Here is a 23,150-nt window from a genome sequence, read left to right as displayed (position 1 = left end):
GGACGCACTTTTCCCTGCCCCGTAGCCTGACTCCACTTCAGCGCTTCGGGGATTTTCAAGATGCTGTGCCAAGTTGAACAACTCATCGAACCGGGCGACGCCAACGCCCCCGCGCCACAACCGGCGCAAGTGCCTTATCGCGAATACCTCGACGACGCGCCGGTGTCCCACGCGGTGCTGGCAGCCGAAATCGCGCTAGCCATCAGCTACAACGGCTTGAATCAAGCCGTGATGATGGTCTCGCCAGGCAACATCGAAGACTTCATTCGCGGCTTCAGCCTGAGCAACGCCATTGTCGACCGCCTCGACGATATCCACGACATCCGCCTGACCCATTTCGACCAGGCTTGCCAGGCCGACGTGCAGATTTCCAGCCGTGCGTTCTGGGCCCTGAAAGATCATCGCCGGCAGATGGCGGGCACCAGCGGTTGCGGCCTCTGCGGCGTGGAAGCCCTTGAGCAGGCGCTGCCACAACTGGAGATCCTGACCCCGACCCCGCTTCCACCGGCTGCGCATTTCGACGGTATCCGCCAACGCATCGAACAGGCCCAGCAACTGGCCCGCAGCAGCGGCGCCCTGCACGCGGCGTTGTACTTCGACGCCGACGGCGAAGCACTGCTGTGCCGCGAAGACATCGGCCGCCACAACGCCCTCGACAAGCTGATCGGCGCACTGCAGTTCGAAGGCCTCGATGCGCGTCAGGGCTTCGTCGTGGTCACCAGCCGTTGCAGCCTCGAACTGATCCACAAAGCCGTGCGCGCCCGCCTCGGCACCCTCGTCAGCCTGTCCGCCCCCACCGCGCTGACCGTGCGCTGGGCGCTCAAGCACCGCTTGAACCTGATCCACGTCCCGCACCGCAACGCCCCGCGAATCTACAGCCCGATCCAGGAGCCCACCGCATGAGCAACACCCTCACCCACCTCGACGATCAGGGCCGCGCCAACATGGTCGACGTCAGCGACAAAGCCGCGACGCGTCGTGAAGCCACCGCGCAAGCCTGGGTGCAGATGCGCCCGGAAACCCTGCAAATGATCCAGTCCAACGGCCACCCCAAGGGCGACGTGTTCGCCGTCGCGCGGATCGCCGGGATTCAGGCGGCCAAGCGCACCCATGAGTTGATTCCGCTGTGTCATGCACTGCTGCTCAGCTCGATCCACGTCGAGCTCAAGGCCTGCGAACCGGACCGCGTACAGATCACCAGCACCTGCCGCCTCACCGGCCAGACCGGCGTCGAACTCGAAGCCCTGACCGCCGCCAGCGTCGCCGCTTTGACGATCTATGACATGTGCAAAGCCGTGGACCGGGCGATGGTCATCGGCGACATCCGCCTGCTGAGCAAACAGGGCGGCCGCTCCGGCCACTTTCAATGGGAGAACCCGCAATGATTCTGATCAACTACTTCGCCAGCTACCGTGACCGGCTCAATCTGGGCGGTGAAAAGATCCCGGCCAGCGACGCCCTCGCTTGTGTCGAAGACGTGCGGCAGATGCTGATGCAGCGCGGCGATGTCTGGCGTGAAGTGCTCGGTGCCGGCAACCTGATGTGCGCGGTGAATCAGGAGCTGTGCCAACCGGATCAGGTGATCGAGGATTTCGACGAGATTGCGTTTTTCCCACCGGTCACGGGGGGTTGAGGTATGGGTGTTCGAGTCCAGCGTAAAGGCTTCGATGCCGGTCAGTTGATTGCCGACCTGCATGCGCGCAATCCACGGGTGGGCGCGGTGGTGAATTTCATTGGTTATGTGCGGGATCTGAACGTCGGGCAGTCGGTGACCGAGCTGTTTTTGGAGCACTATCCGGGCATGACCGAAAAGGCTCTGGAGCAGATAGCCGAACAGGCTCGCGAGCGTTGGCCGCTGATGGCGGTGGAGATTGTGCATCGGGTCGGCGCGCTGTCGGTGACCGAGCCGATCGTGTTCGTTGGCGTCAGCAGCAAGCATCGGCATGCGGCGTTCGAGGCCTGCGCGTTCATCATGGACGTGCTGAAGACCCGTGCGCCGTTCTGGAAGCGTGAAACTACGCAGGAGGGTTCGCATTGGGTCGAGGCGCGGGAGTGTGATCAGAATGCGGCGTTTCGCTGGAGTCTGGCGCATGCCTGACCGGGTACTGTCGAATGCAACAAAAGCCTGATTAGATAGCGACTCCCGCCGATTCGAACGTGGAGCCGCACTTGAGCAAAACGCCTCCTGAGGATTTGTCCCGTCCAGAGCCTGTCAGCCTGCGCCAGGCCTGGCCCTTCTGGCTCAAACTCGGCTGCATCGGCTTCGGCGGCCCCGCCGGGCAGATCGCGATCATGCATCAGGAACTGGTGGAGCGCCGGCGCTGGATCTCCGAGCGGCGCTTCCTGCATGCGCTCAACTACTGCATGTTGCTCCCCGGCCCCGAGGCCCAGCAACTGGCGACCTACATCGGCTGGCTGCTGCACCGCACCCGTGGCGGCGTGCTGGCCGGTGCGCTGTTTGTGTTGCCGTCGCTGCTGATCCTGATCGCTCTTTCCTGGATTTATATTGCATTTGGCGACGTGCCGGCGGTAGCCGGTGTGTTTTACGGGATCAAACCGGCGGTAACCGCGATTGTGCTGCACGCGGCCCATCGCATCGGTTCGCGAGCGTTGAAGAACAGCTGGCTGTGGGCAATTGCCGGGGTGGCGTTCGTGGCGATTTTTGCATTCAACGTACCGTTCCCGCTGATCGTGCTCGGCGCGGCATTGATCGGCTATTTCGGTGGACGCTGGGCGCCGCAGCGCTTCAGCAATGGAGGCCATCGCGGCAGCGAAAAGTCCTTCGGCCCGGCCCTGATCGATGACGACACACCGCCACCCGAGCATGCGCGGTTCAGCCTGCCGAGGCTGCTGCGTCTGGTGCTGATCGGTGCGTTGCTGTGGAGTCTGCCGATGGCGCTGCTGACGGCGCTGTTCGGCTGGAACGGGACCTTCACGCAGATGGGCTGGTTCTTCACCAAAGCGGCGCTGCTCACCTTTGGCGGCGCTTACGCTGTGCTGCCTTACGTGTATCAAGGCGCGGTCGGGCATTACGGCTGGCTGACGCCAACGCAGATGATCGACGGCCTGGCGCTGGGCGAAACCACGCCGGGGCCGCTGATCATGGTGGTGGCGTTTGTCGGGTTCGTCGGCGCTTACATGCAACCGACATTCGGCCCGGAACACGCATTCGCCGCCGGTGCATTGGCCGCGACGCTGGTGACCTGGTTCACCTTCCTGCCCTCGTTCCTGTTCATCCTCGCCGGCGGGCCATTGGTGGAGTCGACGCACAACGAACTGAAGTTCACCGCACCGCTGACCGCGATCACCGCAGCCGTGGTCGGGGTGATCCTCAATCTGGCGTGTTTCTTTGCTTACCATGTGTTCTGGCCTAACGGTTTTACCGGGCAGCCCGATGTTTTCTCGATCGTGCTGGCCCTCATGGCCGCCCTCGCCCTGTTCTATTTCAAGCGCGGCGTGATCGAGGTGTTGATCGTTTGCGCCCTCGTCGGGCTGGGGTTTTACCTGCTGCGCTGAACCGGGGGGCACGCCACCGCTTGCGGAATCAGGCGTTTACTTATCCGGGGATTCCCCCTTACTATCCAGCCACACCGGCATGGCGGGACTCTCCCGCCGCCGACGTTTTCCGCCAACGGAAACACGCGTCATGAGCACGTCACTACAACAATCAGAATCGTTGAACGTCTCTGCACCGTGCGCCCTCCTTCACAGGGGTCGCGCATGAATCGCATCGTCAATCTCCCCATGGCCCTGAGCCGTTCCAAGCTGCGTCACTCCGCACGCCCGCCGGATATCTGCCTGCCTGTCTGATCGCGCCGGTAAAAATCGCGACAGCTCCCCCTCTTTTTTCGATATCCCTGCCAGGACGCCCGCGCCTTTTGCCGAGCTGCGTCCGGCCCGAATCTGCGCGCCTGTGCGGCGCCATCGTGAGTGATTGATTATGAAATTCGCAGCCATTGAAGACGCCCGTAGCTTTCTCGAACAGAACCCCGACATCGACATGATCGAGCTGTTCATCCTCGACGCCAACGGCGTGCCGCGCGGCAAGTTGTTGCACCGCGAGGAACTGCTCGCCGTATACGAAAGCGGCCGCCCGCTGCCGAGCACCATTCTCGGCCTGACCGTACATGGCGAAGACGTGGAAAACTCCGGTCTGGTGTGGGACGTCGGCGATATCGACTGCCGCGCCTATCCGCTGGAAGGCAGTCTGGTGCGCCTGCCGTGGCGGCAGATTCCGACGGCTGCGGTGCAGGTCAGCATGCACCCGGAACAAGGCATGCCGGCGAGCATTGCCGACCCGCGTCACCTGTTGATCAAGGTCATCGACCGCTTGAAAGCCGAGGGTTACCACCCGGTGATGGCCTGCGAGCTGGAGTTCTACCTGCTCGACGCCAAACGCGATCACAACGGTCGCCCGCAACCGGCACTGGATGCCGACGGCGGTCGACCGAGACACACGCAGGTCTACGGTTTGCGTGAGCTGGAGCAGATCGAACCGTTCCTCGCCGACCTGTACAGCGCCTGCAAACTGCACGGCATTCCGGCACGCACGGCGATCTCGGAATACGCGCCGGGCCAGGTGGAAATCACCCTCGAACACGGCGATGCGCTGGAGGCGATGGACCAGGCTGTGCGCTACAAACGGCTGGTCAAAGCCGTGGCGCACAAACACGGGATGCAGGCGACGTTCATGGCCAAGCCGTTCGATCACCTGGCCGGCACCGGCATGCACATGCACGTCAGCCTCGCCGATGCCGAGGGGCGCAATCTGTTTGCCTCCGAAGATCCGGCGGGCACCCCGCTGCTGCGCACGGCGATTGGCGGGATGCTCGCCTCGTTGCTCGATTCGCTGCTGCTGTTCTGCCCCAACGCCAACTCCTACCGTCGTTTCCAGGCCAACAGTTATGCGCCACTGGCGCCGACCTGGGGCGTCGACAACCGCACCGTCAGCCTGCGCGTACCCGGCGGCCCGGCCAACACCCGGCACATCGAACACCGCATCTGCGGCGCCGATGCCAACCCGTATCTGGCAGCGGCGGCGATCCTGGCGGGGATCCATCGCGGGATAAAAGAAGACATCGATCCGGGCGAACCGGTGGAAGGCAACGGTTATGCGCAGGCGAAAGAATTGCTGCCGACCGACTGGCTGACCTCGCTCACGGCGCTGGAAAATTCGGTGTGGGCGCGAGATGCGCTGGGGCGGGAATTTCTCGGGGTGTATCTGGCGGTGAAACGTGCGGAATACCGGCAGTTCATGGCCGAAGTGGGCGAACAGGACTGGCGCTGGTACCTGACCGAAGCCTGATTAATCACTCCGCCCCCTTGTGGGAGCGGGCTTGCCCGCGAAGGCGTCGTCACATTCAACACTTCAGGTGACTGACACATCGCTTTCGCGAGCAAGCCCGCTCCCACAGGGTCCGTGCACCGACTTCCGAATCTGGACACTGAAATGACTGAACGCAGCAATTCCTACTACACCGCAACCCTCAACCGCGACACCGACTACCCGACCCTGCAAGGCCGGCACAAGGTCGATGTGGTGATCATCGGCGGCGGTTTCACCGGCGTCGCCACAGCCGTCGAGCTGGCCGAGAAAGGCCTGAAAGTCGCCATCGTCGAAAGCCACAAGATCGGCTGGGGCGCCACCGGGCGCAATGGCGGGCAGGTCACCGGCAGCCTGTCCGGCGACGGCGCGATGCGCAAACAGATGCGCAACACCTTGGGTGATGAGGTCGACGACTTCATCTGGCACCTGCGCTGGCGCGGGCACGAAATCATCCAGCAACGGGTCGAGAAATACGCGATCGATTGCGACCTCAAGCACGGCCATTTGCACGCAGCGTACAAGCCGAGCCACATGGCCGGTTTGCGCAGCGACTACGACGAAGCCGTGCGTCGCGGCATGGGCGATGAAGTCAGCCTGCTCGACCGCAGCCAGGTGCGCGATCTGCTGCAAAGCGAGCTCTATCACGGCGCGATCAAGAACACCCGCAACATGCATTTGCATCCCCTCAACCTGTGCATCGGTGAAGCGCGGGCGGCGGAAAGCCTCGGCGCGCTGATCTTCGAAAACAGTGAAGTGCTGGAGATCATTCACGGCGACAGCCCCGGCGTGCGCACCGCCCACGGCCGGATCGACGCCAATCAGGTGCTGCTGGCCGGCGACGTCTACCACAAGCTCGAACCGGGCCAGCTCAAGGGCAAGATCTTCCCGGCCATGGGCGGCATCGTCACCACCGAACCATTGGGTGATCTGGCAAAGCAGATCAACCCTGAAGACCTCGCCGTTTACGACTGCCGCTTCGTCCTCGACTACTACCGCCTCACCGCCGACGGCCGCCTGCTGTTCGGCGGCGGCGCCAACTACAGCGGCAAGGACTCACGGGACATCGCCGGCGAACTGCGCCCGTGCATCGAACAGACCTTCCCGGCGCTCAAAGGGGTGAAGATCGATTACCAGTGGAGCTGCGCGATGGGCATCGTCATCAACCGCATCCCGCAACTGGGCAAGCTCTCGGACAACGTCTGGTATTGCCAGGGTTACTCGGGCCACGGCATCGCCACGACCCACATCATGGGCGAGATCATGAGCCGGGCGATCACCGGGCAGATGCAGCAGTTCGACACGTTTGCCGCGTGCTCGCACATTCGCGTGCCGATGGGGGATCTGCTGGGGAATCCGATGCTCGCGGCGGGCATGTGGTACTACCAGATGCTGGAAAAACTGCGCTGATTGATTCCTCGACCGCGTGCCAGTTTATGCATTGGATCGACTGGCCTCTTCGACTTGCCAGCGATGGGGCCATCAGCTTCACCACAACACCTCAGCCGGACAACTGCTCCACCTCAATCCCCAACCGCCGATAATCCTCGACACTCCCCGACGCCACATGCCGCTCGGTGATCAGCGTGTGCAGACGCTCGCACGGCGCCACCACAAATGGCTCCACCGCCCCGAGCTTGTCCGCCGTGGTCACGGCAATCACTCGCGCCGCACAGTCGAGCAACGCCTGCTTGACCGGCACTTCATCGAAATGCAGCGAGGTGATGCCCACCTCCGGATGAATCGCACAGACCCCGGTGATCGCCAGATCCGCCTTGATCCCCGACAACAGCCGCAGCGCCTCATGACCGCCAGCCGACAGGGTTTTCGGGTTCAACTGCCCGCCCGCCAGAATCACTTTGATGCCCGGGTATTCGGACAACGCGATCGCCGTCATCGGTGAGGCCGTGACGGCCGTGAGGCTGATGTCCCTGGGCAACGAGCGCGCCACCTGCAACGAGGTGGAACCGGAGTCGAACATCACTGTTTGCCCATTCCGTACCTGCTGCGCTGCCAGTTGCGCCAGACGAATCTTCACCTCGTCGATCTCGTCCAGCCGGGTGAAGTAATCCTTGCCGGTGTCCTTGGGCCTCGGCAGCGCGCCGCCGTGCACCCGCTGCACCAGCCCGGCGTTATCCAGCTCGGCCAGATCGCGGCGGATGGTGTCTTCCGACACCGCAAAATGCTGGCTCAACTCGGACGCCATGACCTTGCCGTCACGTTCGAGGATCAGAAGGATTTTCTGCCGGCGCAGGGAGGGAAGCTCGGAAGCGGAATGATCGTGCATGGTTTTGCCTGTTTGTGCTTTTAATTGCAGGTTTGCTCGAGCTTAACCAGGCAAACCTGCAAACACAACGCCGGTATCAATGGCTTCGATCATTGGAATCACGAAGCCGAATTTTTTCTTTTGACCCGACCCCGGCAGAATGGCCCCACTTTCAAAAGGACCAGGATGAACACCCCATGAACCTCAATTTCGCTTTCGCCTGCATGGTCGTCGTATCGTTTGCCATCGCGCTCGTGCACGCCTGATCAAAAGGCGATCATTCCGTCACCACCCGCGCCTTGCGCACGAACAACGCATGCACCTTGTCCCAGAAATTGCCGCCCAGCACGAAAAAGCTGCCGACGAACATCAAGTCGCCCAGCGCCTGCATCTGCCACAGGTTGGGCCGTACGCCCGGGAAGAAGTTGTCGAAATACGGTTCCAGGAAGGACGACAGCAGCGGCAGGCAGAACATCACCACGCCGATCTTGTGGCGCATCGGGCTGACTTCGGCCACCGGGGTCGGAATCACGCCGGAAATATAGTGACCGATCGTGCGCTTGAGTTCGGCGAAGCCGGCCTTGCCCATTACCGCGATCACCAGCAGCAACAGCACTTTATTGCTGATGAACAACACCCCGGTCAGCGCCGCGACTTTCGAGCCCGGCACATCGAGGGCGGCGGCAATCGGCACCATCAGCCACGAACCGAGCATCAGGCAGATGATTGCCACGCCGACCTTGAAACGCCAGCTGGCGCTGGTGGGGGCAAGTGGTTCTTGAGCAGTGTCCATGGCTTCCTACCTTTTTCGTCGGGGGCGGTTCAGGGGAGTTCGCCTGAAAAAGCGTAGCAGCTGATTGCTTCGATCAACCCGCAATCTGCGGTCTATGCTCCAGTGACATTTCCCGCTGGGGCCGTCCGGTATGCCCGCAACGCCAGTCCTGTTGATCCGACCCGGCCACCTGTTGCTGCTTGGTGTGCTGAGCCTTGGCGGCTGCCTGCGGCTGGGCCCGGATTTCCAGCCACCGGCGGAGGACTGGAGCAAGCAATGGCAAAGTCCGGCGCTGGAACAGGCCAGCGAACGCGGCACGCTGCCGGACCTGCGCCAGTGGTGGCAGGTGTTTGCCGATCCTATCCTCGACCGTTTGATCAGTGACGCCGAAGCCCGCAACAGCAGCCTGAAGATCGCCGGCCTGCGGGTCCTCGAAGCCCGGGCGCAACTGGGCATCGCCGACAGCGGTCGCTACCCGCAACTGCAACAGGCCAGCGCCGACAGCCTGTACATCGACCGTCATCAGTCAGGCGGCAACAACCCGCAGGACTTGCACTTCTGGCAGCACAGCGCCGCGTTCGATGTCGGCTGGGAGCTGGACTTCTGGGGTCGCTTCAGCCGCGCCATCGAATCCGCCGACGCCAGCTACTTCGCCGCCCAGGCCAACTACGAAGACGCCCTCGTGCTGCTGCGCGCTCAAGTGGCCGACACCTACTTTGCCCTGCGTACCACCGAAGCCCGACTGCGGGTCGCCCGGGAAAACGCCGCCCAGCAAAAACGCAATTTCGAGATCACCGAAAAACTCTTTCGCAGCGGCCAGACCGCCGAACTCGATTTGCAACAGGCCAGAACCCAATACCTCGGCACCCTGAGCAGCATTCCGGCGTTCGAAGACCAATTGCTGCGCACCCGCAACGCGCTGGCGGTGCTGGTCGGCCAGCCGCCCGGCGGCGCGGCGTTCCTGGCTGAACAACCGGGGCTGATTCCGCTGGTGGATCGCGCCGTGTTGCAGGATGTCCCGGCCAACCTGCTGCTGCGCCGTCCCGATGTGCGCGCGGCGGAACTGAATGTGGCCGCACAATCGGCGCTGGTTGGCGTGGCTGAAACGGATCTGTACCCCTCGCTGACCTTGCTCGGCAGCATCGTCTGGTCCAGCGACACCCTCGGCACCACCCCGCGCAGCCTCGACCTGATCGGCGGCCCGAGCCTGCGCTGGAACCTGTTCGACTACGGCCGCATCCACAACAACATCCGCGTGCAGGATGCGCGCTTGCAGCAACTGATCGAAGCCTATCGCGACAAAGTTCGCCAGGCTGCCCGCGAAGCCGACGACGCCGCCAGCGGCCTGACCAAAGCGCTGGAACGCGAGCGCATTCTCGGCGAGGCCGAAGGCGCGGCGCGGCGTTCGCTGGTGCTGGCCAACACCCAATATCGCGAAGGTTATTCAGACTTTCAGCGGGTGCTCGACGCCCAGCGCGCGTTGCTGGAGCTACAGGACAACTATCTGGTGAGCCGCAGCAACGCCGTGAGCAATCTGATCGCTTTGTACCGCGCCGTTGGCGGCGGCTGGCAAAGCGCCGGGCCGCAGATCGATCCAGCGACCCGGCAGCAGATGCAGCAACGCACCGACTGGGGCGAACTGCTGACCGCCCCGCCACCCCAACCGACCTATCCGATTCCCTCGCAGGTAGACCGCCATGAGTGATGAAGCGCCGCCGGATCCGGCGAAAAAAAGCATCCGCTGGGTGCTGCTGGTGATTGTGCTGAGCCTGGTCTGGTACCTGCTGGCCGACCGCTTTACGCCTTACACCCAGCAGGCGCGGGTCGGCGCATTCGTGATCCCGGTGGCGGCGGAAGTCGCGGGCCGGGTGATCAAGGTCAACGTTCGCAACAATCAGGACGTGCAGGCCGGCGACATCCTCTTCGAGCTCGATCCGCAGCCGCTGCAAATCGCAGTCGACCGGGCCCGCGCCGATCTGGAAAACACCCGGCGCACGGTCGGCGCCAGCACCGCCGGCATCGCGTCGGCCCAGGCGTCATTGCGGGCCGCGCAAGCCAACGAACTCAAGGCGCGCCAGGACAATCGAAGGCTTGAAGGCTTGTATAAAGAGGATCCGGGCACGGTGTCCGTACGGCTTCTGGAAGTGTCCCGGGCCAACCACGAAGCAGCGGTCAGCAAGGTCGCCGCCGCCAAGGCCGAAGTGCTGCGCGCGCAGGAGCAGGAAGGCGGCAACACCGACACCAACGCCAAACTGCTCAGCGCCGCCGCCACACTGGCCAAGGCCGAACTGGATCTGGCCAACACTCGCATCGGCGCGCGTTCGGCGGGCCTGATCACCGACCTGCGCACCGACGTCGGCCAGTTCGCCGCTGCCGGCAGTCCGGTGATGACGCTGATCACGATCCAGGACGTGTGGGTCAGCGCCGACCTCACCGAAAACAATCTCGGCCGAATCAAGCCCGGCACGCCGGTGTCGATCATCCTCGACGCCCTGCCCGGCGAAGTGCTCGACGGCCGGGTGCGCAGCATCGGTTATGGCGTCAGCGTCGGCCAGACGCCGCCGCCCGGCACCCTGCCGACGATCCAGAACAGCCGCGACTGGCTGCGTCCGGCGCAGCGTTTTCCGGTGATCATCGAGTTCAGCGAAGAGGCGAAAAAGCGCCTGTTCGAGAGCCGTTCGATTCGCGCCGGCGGGCAGGCGGAAGTCATGGCATTTCCCAGCGAAGGCAATCTGCTCAATCCACTCGGGCGGGTGTTTGTCTGGTTGATGAGCTGGCTGAGCTATGCCTACTGAGCGGCCTATTGAGCGCAGCGTCCCGGCGCAACGGGCCTTGCGCCTGGCCTGCGGCACGGCGTTGTGCACCGCCGCGAGTTACGGCCTCGCCTTGCCGCTGTCGTTTCTGTCGCCGGTGCTCGCGGTGTTGCTGTTGGCCAGCATGCCTCGACCGTTGCCAGTCAAAATGGCGCTGGTGCTGACATTGGTCGCCGCGTTTACCACCAGTCTCGGCCTATTGCTGGTGCCGCTGCTGCGCTATTACCCGGTGTGCGGCGTACTGCTGATCAGTGTCGGTCTGTTTCTGGTGTTCACCTACGGCTTGCGCGGCGGCAACGTGCTGATCATGACGTTTCTGGTGATCGGCATGACCATGATTTCCGCCGCCGGTTTTGCCTCATTCGAGCTGGCGATGGCGGTGATCGGCGCGCTGGTCAAAGGCCTGTTGCTGGCCGTCGTCATCGTCGGCCTGAGCCACCTCCTGTTCCCGGAACCGGCCAACAGCCCCGCGCCACCACCCGCCCCCGCCCTGCCCGCCGAAGACGTGCCCCGCGTAGCGATACGCGCAACGCTGATCGTGCTGCCGACCTTCCTGCTGGTGCTGATCGACCCGGCGAGCTACCTGCCGATCATCCTCAAAGCCGTCAGCCTCGGCCAGCAAAGCACCACCACTCGCACCCACCATGCTGGGCGCGAACTACTCGGTTCAACCTTGCTCGGCGGGTTGCTGGCGGTGCTGTTCTGGTGCGCGTTGAGCCTGTTCGTGCACCTGTGGATGTTCTTTCTGTGGATGCTGCTGTTCGCGTTGTTTGTAGCGCGCAAACTCTATCGGTTGCACCCGACGCAACTGACGCCGGGGTTCTGGCTCAACACCCTGATCACCATGATCATCCTGCTTGGCCAGTCCGTTGAGGACAGCGCGGCGGGCAAAGACGTCTACACCGCCTTCGCGGTGCGCATGGGGTTGTTCATTCTGGTGACGCTCTACAGCGGCGTGATGATGCACCTGCTCGTCGCGCACCGGGAAAACCGTCAGGGCGTGACCTGATAACCCCGCCCTTGCAGACAACCGGTGTAGGCGCTTGAACTGGCCGAAGCATCGGTCCGCCGCTGCTCGCGCCGATCCTGCCGCTGCCGCGCACCGCCAACCACCGCACCGGCGGCAGCCGTCTCTTTGGCTCGGTTCTGGCGGTAATCCTGCTTGCGGTCATCGTCCACAGCTTCGTAAAACTCGTCGTGCTGACGGCCGCGCACTTCAGCGGCGGTGGCACCGGCAGCGGCACCCACAGCAGCGCCCTTCAACCGACCGCCGGCCTGGGGTGTCGAGGTGGTTGAGGTGGACGCGATGGAGTGGCAGTCGTTGATGTCGATCTGGGTTTGCTGGGAAGTCTGGCCCTTGAGCGGGACGACCGATTCAGCGCTGGCCTGTGTGGCGCACAGGCACGCTGCGATGAACAGTGAATGGCGGAACATGATGACCTCCGACGCGGCGGGGTTGCCTGTGGGGCGGGGTAATCTTGGAGTGTAGTTCACGGGGCGCAATGCCCGTGTTCAAGCGTCCTCCCGCACCCGCCGCACCTGCACCAGCAACGCCGGCGCGAAGTGCAACACCACCATCCGCGCCAGATGGTGAGTGAGGATAAACACCACATTCAGCCCGCCGGCGAACGCCACGATTGCGATGGTTTCAATCGCCCCCGGCATGTAGGCAAGCCACAGCGACAACGCATCGCTGCCCAGCAATCGCGCAGCTGCCAATGCAAAAACCGCCGCGACCAGAATCATCAAACCGACCGACACCAATGCCGTGCGACCATGACGTCCAAGTTCCGCGAGGCCCAATCCCTGGAATCGCGAGCCGATCCGTACTCCGAGAATCAGCGCCGCCAGATTCAGACTCCAGTCCGGCATGTGAAAGCCCTTCAGCCACCCTGATTTCACAAACACGGCGGTGATGATGATTGCCGTCAACATGAACGGCGCCGGCACGCCAACGGCCAGCAGCAAACGCCCGACCACCACGCTCAAGCCGATCACCGACAGCACGGTCAATGCCATGCCCGTCGACAGCGGCTCGACCTCGGCCACGTCAACCGGTGCCGTTCCGGGAATCAGCAAACTCACCAGCACCGTGATCAGCAGCAGCCGCATCAAGTGCACGATGATCACCTTGCTCGACGCCTGATGCGATTCCAGCAAATCGAACACCGCCGCCAGCGCGCCCGGATACACCGCCAGCAAGGCATCCGTGCGATTCCACCCCGCCCCGCGCGACAGCCACCACGCGGCCAGCGCGACTTGCACTGCCAGGCACAGCAGCAACACGCCAAGGCTCGGCAACATCGTCGAAACGGTCGCGCTGTCCCACGCTTCGAACATCAGCCCGGTGGCAATGCCCAGCGTGACCTGGATGTAGCCCAGGCCATAGGGCGTCGCTGGCGCGAATTTGAATTTGGTGACGACCAGTGCCGTCACAAGAATCGAGCCCAAGAGCAAACCGTGGGGCACGCCTTCGAACTGCAACAGCGCGCCGAAGCCGGCAGCAATCAACAAACACAGAATGGATTTCATGGTCGCCTTCCTGGCTATTCAATGTGCTTTTCAGTTAGGTCAGGCGCGCAACCGTCCAATCGCCCGCCGATATTTTTCGATCCGCTCCAGATCCTCCCAGCTCGGCGAGGCAATCCGCGACAGGTCGCTGTTTTCTTCCAGATCCGCCAGTTTCACCACCCGCCCGATCGGGTTCTGCGCCGCGCGCTCGACGAAGTCCTCGTAGGATTCGCCGGGCACTTTGGTCACCGATTCGATGGCGGACAAAACGGCTTCGCTGAAGCCTTCCTTGCGCAAATCCTCCAGGCTGATGCCGCAGTCCTCGACCACATCGTGCAGCACCGCGACGATGCGCTCTTCCAGGCTGCTCATGCGCAACATGACCTTCAGCGGATGCAAAATATACGGCGCACCTCCCTTGTCCACCTGCCCCGCGTGGGCCGTGGCGGCAATCGCGATGGCGCGTTCCAGAGTCTGAGTCATGGGGGTTTCCTCGGGTCAGACGCCGTACCGGCCGCCAATATAGAAGTGACGCTTGAACCAGCGCCCAATCGCCTGCAAACGCCCGGTTGGCTGCGCCGGCTCGGCGTACCGCTGGAGGATCAGCGAGACCAGATCAGCCTGGCTCTCCCTCGGATGAGCATCCAGCAACTCGGCCACCCAGGCACATCCGGCCTTCTTCAAATGCTCACGCCATTCACCGGGCCAGCCATCCAGCTCATCCAGCGCCAACCACCGCGCACCGCCCTGCTCGACATGCCCGCCGCCAATCGATTGCTCGAAGCAGAACGGCGTCGCCGGGCGGGACAGGTCGATGCTGAAGAGGTAGATGTCCTGGGTTTTATGCTGTGGCGTGGGGGCGTTGTTGCGGCTGCCGATGTGAATCATGCGCGGTTCCGTCCGTGGGAGAGGCGTTACAACTTGTTTCGCAGTCTACGACGTGGTGCTGATGGGGGGAACCTTTGGTGATGAGACGGGTTGTGACAAGTGAAAAGATTGACTGGGTGGTCCGGGAATTCCGTTTCAGTCGGCCACAAAAAAGGGACACCGCTGGGTGTCCCTTTTTGCGTTTGGCGTTGGCCGATGGATCAACGTTTCATGGCCTCACACCGCGCGCGCAAATCATGGTTGTCGATATTCCCGCAACTGCTGCCGCCCGTGGTGGCATTGCAGTAGGCACGCTGGTCGTGGTCATCGATGTTGCCGCAGGAACTGCCACCCTGCTCCGCGTTGCACCGCGCACGCAGGTCATGATCATCGATGTTGCCGCAACTGCTGCCGCTCTTTTTGGCATTGCAATAGGCGCGCTGGTCATGGTCGTCAATGTTGCCGCAGGAACTGCCGCCCTGCTCCGCGTTACACGCCGCCCGCAAATCGTGATTATCGATGTTGCCGCAACTGCTGCCGCTCTCCCTTGCATTGCAATAGGCACGCTGATCGTGGTCATCAATGTTGCCGCAACTGGCAAAGCTGTAGCCGCTGAACATCAACAACATTGCGAGTAATAGTCTCATCACACACCTCCTTGGTTGACCAGGAACCAGCCTGGCACTGCTTGAGCCGATGAATGAGCGTCGCGACACGCCATCAAATTGACATCGGTTTTGGGGAAAGTTCCGGGGGTGGAATGTGTGAGGGATTTTTTGATCTGAAAACGCCGTAGGAAATTGCTCCGCGTGGTGAGGGGGCTTGTTCTTGTGGGGCTGCGAAGCGGGTCGAAACCTGGCGAGTCATTTTTCCCTGACACGCTGTAGCCCTTGATTTACGCCAGTCGTACCGCCGAACGGGACTGAACTCTCTGGCCACGAGTGGTGATTTCACGTCCTACAGGCTGATTGCGGCAGTTGGGAGCGGTGCCTAGAGTGGGTCTGTCGCTGAACGAATTTGGCGATAGGGTTTCGCAGCCCTGGCGAGCTAGGTACACACCCGGCACAATGCGGCCCGGCAACTTGCCTGTGCTTCATTTTCATGGCGGTTGTGCGTGGGAGACCTTCGGGTCTGCCGAGTTTTAGCTCCTCGGTCTGCGAACCCACGCATAACTGCCACCCAACTCGTTTCGCAGCGAACGGCAGTAATCAATTTTCTGAGCTAAGGATTTTTACCCATGACAAGTAAGTCAACGCTGTGCAACTACGTCCCAATGTCCCACCCCGCCACCGACCACCCTGTCCTGTTCATCGACGCCGATGCCACACTGAGCGATCTTCACGCCTGCGTCAGCGAACGCCTCAACGCAGTCCTCAAATACCTTGACCTCATGGCCTGCATTCGACTTCAAGACCATGCCGAGCACGACATCAACACCGTCACCACCCTCGCAAGAATCATGGTGCAAGACGTGAAGGATGTTTTTGGGATTATTGAGCGACGGCGGGATTGACATTTAACTCACAACGCTTCAAGTAAGTTCTCTATTGAAACAGCTCTCCTGAAATACAAGCGCATGTCACAACGTCAATTAACATCTTAAAAATTATTCTGCAATTATAAAAAACTCTAAAAACCTGTCAGATCCGACAGGTGCCATGCCTGCCAACTTCATTGACTCTATCTTCGCGAATAAAAAGTTTACTTCGCAAAGATGCAGGATAATTTTAATTGAGGAAAAATTATGAAAATCAATAAAAAATCCATCATCCTTCCCTCACTTTTCTTCGCAATGAGTGGTATCGGCTACGCAGGCACAGCATTGGCCAGCCTTGCAAGCACCGAATTGTCTGTGAAAGAGCAAAAAGTGATTTATGCAGAGCAATGCGCAGAAAACGACAAAATCGACGGAAAATGTACTCAAAAATAACGATAGACGAAAAAGAGAAACCGCACTTTTGCGGTTTCTCTTGAGTACTTATTACATGCACTACCGACTGATAAAATCAGAACTCAAAAATTCGCCGGCGTATTCGCACTAATAATCTCCGCCTCATCCGCCCCGATATTCCGGAACTTGTGCGGCAGCGTCGTCGGAAAGTAATACCCATCCCCCGCACTCAACACGCTCACCTGCCCGTCCACCGTCAACTCGACCGTACCGCGCGTCACCAACCCGCACTCCTCGCCTTCCGCGTGAACAATCGGCTCTTCCCCGGAACTCGCGCCCGGCGCGTATTGCTCGCGCAGCAAGCGCATCTGGCGGCTGGGGACCGAGGCGCCGATCAGCAGCAGGCGCAGGCCGTGGCGGCCGAGGTCGGGTTGTTCGTTGGCGCGGAAGACGTATTGGTGTTCGCGGGGGGGCTGGTCGAAGGTGAAGAAGTCGGCCAGGGACATCGGGATGCCTTCGAGCAGCTTTTTCAATGAGCTGACGGAAGGACTGACGCGATTCTGTTCGATCAGGGAGATGGTGGCATTGGTCACGCCGCTACGCCGGGCCAGCTCGCGCTGGGAGAGTTTGTAGCTTTCGCGTACTAGTTTGAGTCGAGAACCCGTATCCATGACAGCCTTATGTGAGAACGACTTAAGGGTAATGGGGGTGGGTGGCGGGTGCCGCGCAGGTCGCGCGGATCACGTTGCTCCCGTGTCCCGGAACCGTGAAAGGCGGCTATTAAATCACGTTTGTCGGTGTTGCTCAGCAGGTTCGATGGACGGTGGGTGAAAAGTCCTTCTTGCCTTGGTAATACGGTAACTGTGGGAGCGGGCTTGCTCGCGAAAGCGGTGTGTCAGCCGACATGAGTATTGGCTGATATGGCCTCTTCGCGAGCAAGCCCGCTCCCACAGTTTGAGCTTGGGTGTCAGAAAAAACCGGCGGCGCCTGTGCAGGGCCTCCGCCGGCGAGGTTAATCAAATGCCGAAACGGTCGCGCAGCGAGTAGTACACGGCGCCAAGGGCAGTCAGTGGCGCGGAGAAGGTGCGGCCGCCGATCATCGGCATGTGTGGCAGGGAGGCGAAAGCGTCGAAGCGTTCGGCGTCGCCGCGGATCATTTCCGAGATCAGTTTGCCGGCCAGGTGCGAGCACGTGACGCCGTGGCCGCTGTAGCCCTGCATGTAGTAGGCGTTTTTCTCGATGCGGCCGAATTGCGGCATGCGTGACATGGTCAGCAGGAAGTTGCCGGTCCAACGGTAGTCGATTTTCACGTCCTTGAGCTGCGGGAAGGTCTTGAGGATCTTCGGGCGGATCAGGGTTTCGATGTCGTCCGGTTCACGGGCGCCGTAGACCACGCCGCCGCCGTAGAGCAGACGGTTGTCGGCGGTGAGGCGGTAGTAGTCGAGCAGGTAGTTGCAGTCCTCGACGCAGTAGTTGTTGGTGATCAGGCTGCGGGCCTGTTTCTCGGTCAACGGTTCGGTGACGCAGATCTGCGAACCGCACGGCATGCTCTTGGCCGTCACGCGGTTGTCGAGGCCTTGCGGCAAGTAGGCGTTGCCGGCGATCAACAGGTACTTGGCGCGGACCTGGCCTTTGGCAGTGCGCACGACGTTGGGCTCGCCGTACTTGATTTCCACCGCAGCGGACTGCTCGTAGATCTTGCCGCCCAGACGCACGATGGCCGCGGCTTCACCGAGGGCCAGGTTCAGCGGGTGAATGTGGCCGCCCTGCATGTCCAGCAGGCCGCCGACGTAGGCATCGGAACCGACTTCGCGGCGGATGTCCGCAGCGTCGAGCATCTTCAGGTTTTTATTGCCGTAACGTTCCCAGCTACGTTTTTGTTCGGCGAGGCCCTTGAGCTGTTTGTTGTTCATCGCTGCGAAAATGCCGCCCGGGCGGTAGTCGCACTTGATGTCGTATTCCTTGATGCGCGAACGGATGATGTCGGCGCCTTCGAAGATCATGCTGCCGAGGATTTCGGCGGTCTTGTCGCCGTAGCGCTCTTCGATCACGTCGACGTCGCGGCTGTAGGAGTTGACCAGTTGACCGCCGTTGCGACCGCTGGCGCCGTAGCCGACTTTTGCCGCTTCGAGCACCGTCACCTTGTAGCCGGCTTCGCTCAGGAACAGTGCCGAGGACAGGCCGGTGTAGCCGGCGCCGATGATGCAGACATCGCACTCCACCGACTCTTCGAGGACTGGAAAATCGATCACTTCGTTGCGGGTGGCGGCGTAGTAGCTGTTCACGTGTTGTTGTTTCATTTTTTTATTCTCCGAGGGTCGCCGGTTGCAGGCGACCACCGCTGTAAAAGAGTCAGAGCTTGATCCAGGTCGCTTTCAGCTCGGTGTACTTGTCGAACGCGTGCAGCGATTTGTCGCGACCGTTGCCCGACTGCTTGAAGCCACCGAACGGCGCGGTCATGTCGCCGCCGTCGTACTGGTTGACCCACACGCTGCCGGCGCGCAGGCCACGGGCGAAGGTGTGGGCCTTGCTCAGGTTGCTGGTCCAGACGCCGGCGGCGAGGCCGAAGATGCTGTCGTTGGCGATGTGCAGCGCTTCCTCAACGGTGTCAAAGGTGATCAGCGACAGCACCGGGCCGAAGATTTCTTCCTTGGCGATGGTCATCGCGTTGGTCACGCCGTCGAAAATCGTCGGCTCGATGTAGGTGCCGCCGGTTTCTTCGAGGGTGCGCTGACCGCCGGCGATCAGCTCGGCGCCCTGCTCGCGGCCGATGCTGATGTAGCGCAGCACGTTGTCCAGTTGACGCTGATCGACCACGGCGCCGACGGTGGTCGCCGGATCCAGGGCGTGCCCCGGCTTCCACGCTTGCAGCGCTTCCACCAGCAGCGGGATGAATTGCTCGCGGATCGAACGCTCCACCAGCAGGCGCGAGCCGGCGGTGCAGACTTCGCCCTGGTTGAACGCAATGGCGCCGGCCGCCGCTTGTGCTGCCGCGCGCAAGTCCGGTGCGTCGGCAAACACCACGTTCGGGCTCTTGCCCCCTGCTTCGAGCCAGACGCGTTTCATGTTGCTTTGGCCTGCATAAATCATCAGTTGCTTGGCAATCGCGGTGGAGCCGGTGAAGGCCAGCACGTCGACGTCCATGTGCAGCGCCAGCGCCTTGCCGACGGTGTGGCCGAAGCCTGGCAGGACGTTGAACACGCCTTTCGGAATGCCCGCATCCAGCGCCAGTTGGGCGATGCGGATCGCGGTCAGCGGGGATTTTTCCGAAGGTTTGAGGATGAACGAGTTGCCTGCCGCCAGCGCCGGGGCGAATTTCCAGCTGGCCATGATCAGAGGGAAGTTCCACGGCACGATCGCAGCAACAACGCCGGACGGCTCGCGGGTTACCAGACCGAGCTGGTCGTGCGGGGTGGCGGCGACTTCGTCGTAGATCTTGTCGATCGCTTCAGCGCTCCAGCGGATCGCGTTGGCGGTCGCCGGGATGTCGATGCTCATCGAGTCGCTGATCGGTTTGCCCATGTCGAGGGTTTCGAGCAGCGCCAGTTCTTCCTGGTGTTGCAGGATCAGGTCGGCGAAGCGGATCAGGATGCGCTTGCGCTCGGCCGGGGCCTTGTTGGCCCACACGCCGGAATTGAAGGATTGGCGCGCGACTTCGACGGCGAGGTTGGCGTCGGCTTCATCGGTGCTGGCGACGGAGGCCAGGAAACGGCCGTCGACGGGGCTCAGGCATTCGAAGGTGTCGCCGCTGATGGCCGGGCGGTATTCGCCGTTGATGAAGGCGCGGGATTCGAGGGTCAGGGACTGGAAGCGTTGTTCCCAGTCGTTGCGGGTCGTTGTCATGGTGGTGGCTCGACGCGGGGGAATTTGGGGGTGTCTGGTGTGTGTGTTCGGCTTGAGATGGCTGCCCTCACCCTAGCCCTCTCCCAGAGGTAGAGGGGACCGACCGAAGTGTCTCGGAAGATGCACCGACGTGAACGACCGAGTCGAATATGGATTCGGTAAAAATCGTTCAGGTCGGCGTATTTCCCGAGCATCCCCGAATCAGTCCCCTCTCCCTTTGGGCGGTCCGACGTATCGGGAGGGTTAGGGTGAGGGGCTTTTGAAGGCCTCACACGGTATGCAGATACCAGTTGTACTCAAGGTCAGAGATCGAGTTTTCGAACTCGGCCAGCTCGCTTTCCTTGCACGCGACGAATACGTCGATGTACATCGGGTCGATGTAGCGGGCCATGACTTCGCTGTCGTCCAGCTCACGCAGGGCGTCGCGCAGGTTGTTCGGCAGGCTCTGTTCGTTCTGCTCGTAGCTGTTGCCTTCGACCGGGGCGCCCGGCTCGATTTCGTTGGTCAGGCCGTGGTGGATACCGGCCAGCACGGAAGCCATCAGCAGGTACGGGTTGGCGTCGGCACCGGCGACACGGTGTTCAATGCGCACGGCGTCAGGCGAACCGGTCGGCACGCGGACGGCCACGGTACGGTTGTCGATGCCCCAGCTCGGCGAGTTCGGCACGTAGAACTGTGCGCCGAAGCGGCGGTACGAGTTGACGTTCGGGCACAGGAAAGCCATTTGCGCAGGCAGGGTCTCCAGCACACCGCCGATCGCGTGGCGTAGCGCGGCGTTCTGCTCGGGATCCTCGCTGGCGAAGATGTTGTTGCCTTCTTTATCCAGAATCGAAATGTGCACGTGCAGACCGTTGCCCGCCTGGCCCGGATACGGCTTGGCCATGAAGGTGGTGTCCATCTCGTGGTCGTAGGCGATGTTCTTCACCAGACGCTTGAGCAGGACGGCGTAGTCGCACGCCTTGATCGGGTCGGACACGTGGTGCAGGTTGACTTCGAATTGCGCCGGGGCGCTTTCCTTGACGATGGCGTCGGCAGGAATGCCCTGCTCTTTCGCGCCTTCGAGGATGTCTTGCAGGCAGTCGACGTATTCGTCGAGGTCGTCGATCAGGTAAACCTGGGTCGACACCGGACGTTTGCCCGAAACCGGCGAACGCGGCGATTGCGGACGGCCGTTCACGTTGTCCTGGTCGATCAGGTAGAACTCGAGTTCGAACGCGGCGCAGATGGTCAGGCCCAGTTCGTCGAACTTGCGCACCACGTTGGCCAGCACTTCACGCGGGTCGGCGAAGAACGGCTCGCCTTCCAGTTCGTGCATGGTCATCAGCAGTTGTGCGGTCGGGCGCTTCTGCCAGGGCTCGATGCTCAGGGTGCCTGGGATCGGGTAGCAGATACGGTCGGAGTCGCCGATGTCCAGGCCCAGACCGGTGCTTTCCACCGTGGAGCCATTGATGTCGAGGGCGAAAAGCGAGGCCGGCAGATTGATGCCTTTCTCGTAAACCTTATGAAGACTGGTGCGCTCGATGCGCTTGCCGCGCACCACACCGTTCATGTCTGCAATCAGAAGGTCGACGTACAAAACCTCAGGATGTTTCTTAAGGAATGCGTTTGCTTCGTTGAGTTGAACGGCACGCAGAGGGACCGACATGATGCACCTATTTAGCTGTTAATTATTATGTTCACTGCTGTTTCGCCGAGCCAGTCAACCCGAACGGCAAAGTGAAGTCAATAGCGAACACAGGGCCGCTCAGCGTTTTTTTTCGGGCTTTTTTTAACACTCTCGTGCCAATGCAGGCGCCAGAGCCCCGGTCTTGATGAAGATTTGATGAACGGCGTTTAGAATTTTTTACATGGGAGTTGTTAATTAAAATCAACGAGGCTAAGCTCCGGAAAAGCTCGTTCAAGTGTCAAACTTCGAGGTGAATAAAAATGGCATTCAAGCCATTGATCGGCGTTACTGCGTGCGTCAAACAGATTGGCCTGCACCCCTATCACATCAGCGGCGACAAGTACGTTCGCGCTGTCAGCGTTGCGGCGCTGGGGTTGCCCGTCGTCATTCCTTCCCTTGGCAAACTGACTGAAATCGAAGACCTGCTGGGTCAGCTCGACGGTCTGTTGCTGACCGGCTCGCCGTCCAACGTGGAACCCTTCCACTATCAGGGCCCGGACAGCGCTCCCGGCACGGATCACGATCCGGCGCGGGATGCCACTACCCTTCCTCTATTGCGTGCAGCCATCGCGGCGGACGTTCCGGTACTCGGCATCTGCCGGGGTTTCCAGGAAATGAACGTGGCGTTCGGCGGCAGCCTGCACCAGAAGGTGCATGAGCTGCCGGGCATGCTCGATCACCGCGAAGCCGACAGCCCGGATGTCGCCGTGCAATACGCCCCGGCCCATGCCGTGTCGGTACTGCCCGGTGGAGTGTTCGAAGCGCTGGAGCTGCCGGGTGAATTCCAGGTCAACTCGATTCACAGTCAGGGCATCGACCGCCTCGCTCCCGGCCTGCGCGCCGAAGCTGTGGCGCCGGATGGCCTGATCGAAGCGGTCTCGGTGGAGCACAGCCCGACCTTTGCCCTCGGCGTGCAATGGCACCCCGAATGGCAAGTGCTGGACAACCCGAACTACCTGCGGATTTTCCAGGCGTTCGGCGAGGCCTGCCGCCAGCGTGCGGCGCGACGCAACCAGCGCTGACGCCACCCAACGATTGCAAAACCATTTACTGCCCCCGCGGGGTCGGCGGCTGTGCGTTTGCGCATCCGTCATCCGCGATCAGCAACACACCGCGAAAACAAAAAGCACCACCCGGCAGCCAGGACGGCGGCGCCGAACAACCCGCACGGTGCGGGTCTGCAATCCACTCTTAAGCC

General features: G+C 61.7%; 24 protein-coding genes. 13 read left to right on the top strand and 11 right to left on the bottom strand.

What is annotated here, in order from left to right; genetic code table 11:
- Positions 1-60 precede the first annotated feature (60 nt).
- The 7 genes from fdhD to KJY40_RS12560 all read left to right on the top strand — a co-directional run bounded on the left by fdhD (position 61) and on the right by KJY40_RS12560 (position 6,733).
- Positions 61-903: a formate dehydrogenase accessory sulfurtransferase FdhD gene (gene fdhD, locus KJY40_RS12590; RefSeq protein WP_230737186.1), complete on the top strand. Its 843-nt coding sequence runs from the start codon at positions 61-63 to the stop codon at positions 901-903.
- Complete coding sequence (gene moaC / locus KJY40_RS12585; protein WP_039770876.1) at positions 900-1,385, top strand: cyclic pyranopterin monophosphate synthase MoaC; 486 nt, start codon at positions 900-902, stop codon at positions 1,383-1,385. Before fdhD ends, moaC begins: the two co-directional genes overlap by 4 nt.
- Entirely contained in the window at positions 1,382-1,633 is a 252-nt protein-coding gene (locus tag KJY40_RS12580; protein ID WP_230737185.1) for a MoaD/ThiS family protein, read from the top strand. Before moaC ends, KJY40_RS12580 begins: the two co-directional genes overlap by 4 nt.
- A gap of 3 nt (positions 1,634-1,636) precedes the next feature.
- On the top strand, positions 1,637-2,098 hold the full coding sequence (gene moaE, locus KJY40_RS12575; protein WP_230737184.1) for a molybdopterin synthase catalytic subunit MoaE: 462 nt from the start codon (positions 1,637-1,639) through the stop codon (positions 2,096-2,098).
- A 71-nt stretch (positions 2,099-2,169) separates the two neighbouring features.
- Positions 2,170-3,516 carry a chromate efflux transporter gene (gene chrA / locus KJY40_RS12570; protein ID WP_230737183.1) on the top strand — a complete coding sequence of 449 codons (1,347 nt, stop codon included), beginning with the start codon at positions 2,170-2,172 and terminating at the stop codon, positions 3,514-3,516.
- 424 nt (positions 3,517-3,940) lie between these two features.
- Positions 3,941-5,305 (top strand): glutamine synthetase family protein, encoded by a 1,365-nt coding sequence (locus KJY40_RS12565; RefSeq protein WP_230737182.1) that lies wholly within the window; start codon positions 3,941-3,943, stop codon positions 5,303-5,305.
- Between the two features lie 144 nt (positions 5,306-5,449).
- Positions 5,450-6,733: an NAD(P)/FAD-dependent oxidoreductase gene (locus KJY40_RS12560; protein WP_230737181.1), complete on the top strand. Its 1,284-nt coding sequence runs from the start codon at positions 5,450-5,452 to the stop codon at positions 6,731-6,733.
- 91 nt (positions 6,734-6,824) lie between these two features.
- Here the strand turns inward: KJY40_RS12560 and KJY40_RS12555 are convergent, their stop codons facing one another.
- Positions 6,825-7,610, bottom strand: coding sequence for a DeoR/GlpR family DNA-binding transcription regulator (locus KJY40_RS12555; protein WP_230737180.1), 786 nt, complete (start codon positions 7,608-7,610; stop codon positions 6,825-6,827).
- Positions 7,611-7,866: 256 nt separating this feature from the next.
- Positions 7,867-8,382, bottom strand: coding sequence for a transporter suffix domain-containing protein (locus KJY40_RS12550; protein ID WP_207985755.1), 516 nt, complete (start codon positions 8,380-8,382; stop codon positions 7,867-7,869).
- 130 nt (positions 8,383-8,512) lie between these two features.
- Between KJY40_RS12550 and KJY40_RS12545 the strand changes: the two genes are divergently transcribed.
- From KJY40_RS12545 to KJY40_RS12535, 3 genes are read left to right on the top strand one after another with little or no spacing between them, the layout of a single operon-like run.
- Positions 8,513-10,066, top strand: coding sequence for a TolC family protein (locus KJY40_RS12545; RefSeq protein WP_230737179.1), 1,554 nt, complete (start codon positions 8,513-8,515; stop codon positions 10,064-10,066).
- Entirely contained in the window at positions 10,059-11,156 is a 1,098-nt protein-coding gene (locus tag KJY40_RS12540) for an HlyD family secretion protein (protein WP_230737178.1), read from the top strand. Before KJY40_RS12545 ends, KJY40_RS12540 begins: the two co-directional genes overlap by 8 nt.
- Positions 11,146-12,183: a DUF2955 domain-containing protein gene (locus KJY40_RS12535; RefSeq protein ID WP_230737177.1), complete on the top strand. Its 1,038-nt coding sequence runs from the start codon at positions 11,146-11,148 to the stop codon at positions 12,181-12,183. Before KJY40_RS12540 ends, KJY40_RS12535 begins: the two co-directional genes overlap by 11 nt.
- On the opposite strand, the gene KJY40_RS12530 is transcribed toward KJY40_RS12535, so the two are convergent.
- The 5 genes from KJY40_RS12530 to KJY40_RS12510 all read right to left on the bottom strand — a co-directional run bounded on the left by KJY40_RS12530 (position 12,168) and on the right by KJY40_RS12510 (position 15,199).
- Positions 12,168-12,608 (bottom strand): YMGG-like glycine zipper-containing protein, encoded by a 441-nt coding sequence (locus KJY40_RS12530; RefSeq protein ID WP_007957067.1) that lies wholly within the window; start codon positions 12,606-12,608, stop codon positions 12,168-12,170. The two genes, KJY40_RS12535 and KJY40_RS12530, sit on opposite strands and share 16 nt — an antisense overlap.
- A 78-nt stretch (positions 12,609-12,686) precedes the next feature.
- Positions 12,687-13,706 carry an AbrB family transcriptional regulator gene (locus tag KJY40_RS12525; protein WP_230737176.1) on the bottom strand — a complete coding sequence of 340 codons (1,020 nt, stop codon included), beginning with the start codon at positions 13,704-13,706 and terminating at the stop codon, positions 12,687-12,689.
- 39 nt (positions 13,707-13,745) lie between these two features.
- Entirely contained in the window at positions 13,746-14,168 is a 423-nt protein-coding gene (locus KJY40_RS12520) for an HD domain-containing protein (protein ID WP_064382327.1), read from the bottom strand.
- A gap of 15 nt (positions 14,169-14,183) precedes the next feature.
- A complete protein-coding gene (locus KJY40_RS12515; protein ID WP_230737175.1) occupies positions 14,184-14,573 on the bottom strand; it encodes a hypothetical protein in 390 nt (129 codons plus the stop codon).
- 200 nt (positions 14,574-14,773) lie between these two features.
- The gene (locus KJY40_RS12510; protein ID WP_085613026.1) at positions 14,774-15,199 is read right to left on the bottom strand and encodes a hypothetical protein; all 426 of its coding nucleotides are present in this window, start codon (positions 15,197-15,199) and stop codon (positions 14,774-14,776) included.
- Positions 15,200-15,789: 590 nt separating this feature from the next.
- Between KJY40_RS12510 and KJY40_RS12505 the strand changes: the two genes are divergently transcribed.
- Both KJY40_RS12505 and KJY40_RS12500 read left to right on the top strand, forming a co-directional pair.
- The gene (locus KJY40_RS12505; protein ID WP_230737174.1) at positions 15,790-16,065 is read left to right on the top strand and encodes a fructose-bisphosphate aldolase; all 276 of its coding nucleotides are present in this window, start codon (positions 15,790-15,792) and stop codon (positions 16,063-16,065) included.
- Positions 16,066-16,296: 231 nt separating this feature from the next.
- Complete coding sequence (locus KJY40_RS12500) at positions 16,297-16,482, top strand: hypothetical protein (RefSeq protein ID WP_230737173.1); 186 nt, start codon at positions 16,297-16,299, stop codon at positions 16,480-16,482.
- 83 nt (positions 16,483-16,565) lie between these two features.
- Here the strand turns inward: KJY40_RS12500 and KJY40_RS12495 are convergent, their stop codons facing one another.
- From KJY40_RS12495 to KJY40_RS12480, 4 genes are all read right to left on the bottom strand, one after another.
- The gene (locus KJY40_RS12495) at positions 16,566-17,114 is read right to left on the bottom strand and encodes a cupin domain-containing protein (protein ID WP_011333561.1); all 549 of its coding nucleotides are present in this window, start codon (positions 17,112-17,114) and stop codon (positions 16,566-16,568) included.
- 345 nt (positions 17,115-17,459) lie between these two features.
- Complete coding sequence (locus KJY40_RS12490; protein WP_085686396.1) at positions 17,460-18,743, bottom strand: NAD(P)/FAD-dependent oxidoreductase; 1,284 nt, start codon at positions 18,741-18,743, stop codon at positions 17,460-17,462.
- Positions 18,744-18,795: 52 nt separating this feature from the next.
- Positions 18,796-20,286 (bottom strand): aldehyde dehydrogenase, encoded by a 1,491-nt coding sequence (locus KJY40_RS12485; RefSeq protein WP_230737171.1) that lies wholly within the window; start codon positions 20,284-20,286, stop codon positions 18,796-18,798.
- A 268-nt stretch (positions 20,287-20,554) separates the two neighbouring features.
- A complete protein-coding gene (locus tag KJY40_RS12480) occupies positions 20,555-21,931 on the bottom strand; it encodes a glutamine synthetase family protein (protein ID WP_192564359.1) in 1,377 nt (458 codons plus the stop codon).
- A gap of 281 nt (positions 21,932-22,212) precedes the next feature.
- Between KJY40_RS12480 and KJY40_RS12475 the strand changes: the two genes are divergently transcribed.
- Complete coding sequence (locus KJY40_RS12475; RefSeq protein ID WP_230737169.1) at positions 22,213-22,974, top strand: gamma-glutamyl-gamma-aminobutyrate hydrolase family protein; 762 nt, start codon at positions 22,213-22,215, stop codon at positions 22,972-22,974.
- Positions 22,975-23,150 lie beyond the last annotated feature (176 nt).

Source organism: Pseudomonas fitomaticsae (assembly GCF_021018765.1).
GTDB lineage: Bacteria > Pseudomonadota > Gammaproteobacteria > Pseudomonadales > Pseudomonadaceae > Aquipseudomonas > Aquipseudomonas fitomaticsae.
Note: the sequence above shows the minus strand (reverse complement) of the source record. Positions and strands in the feature narration are given on the sequence as shown.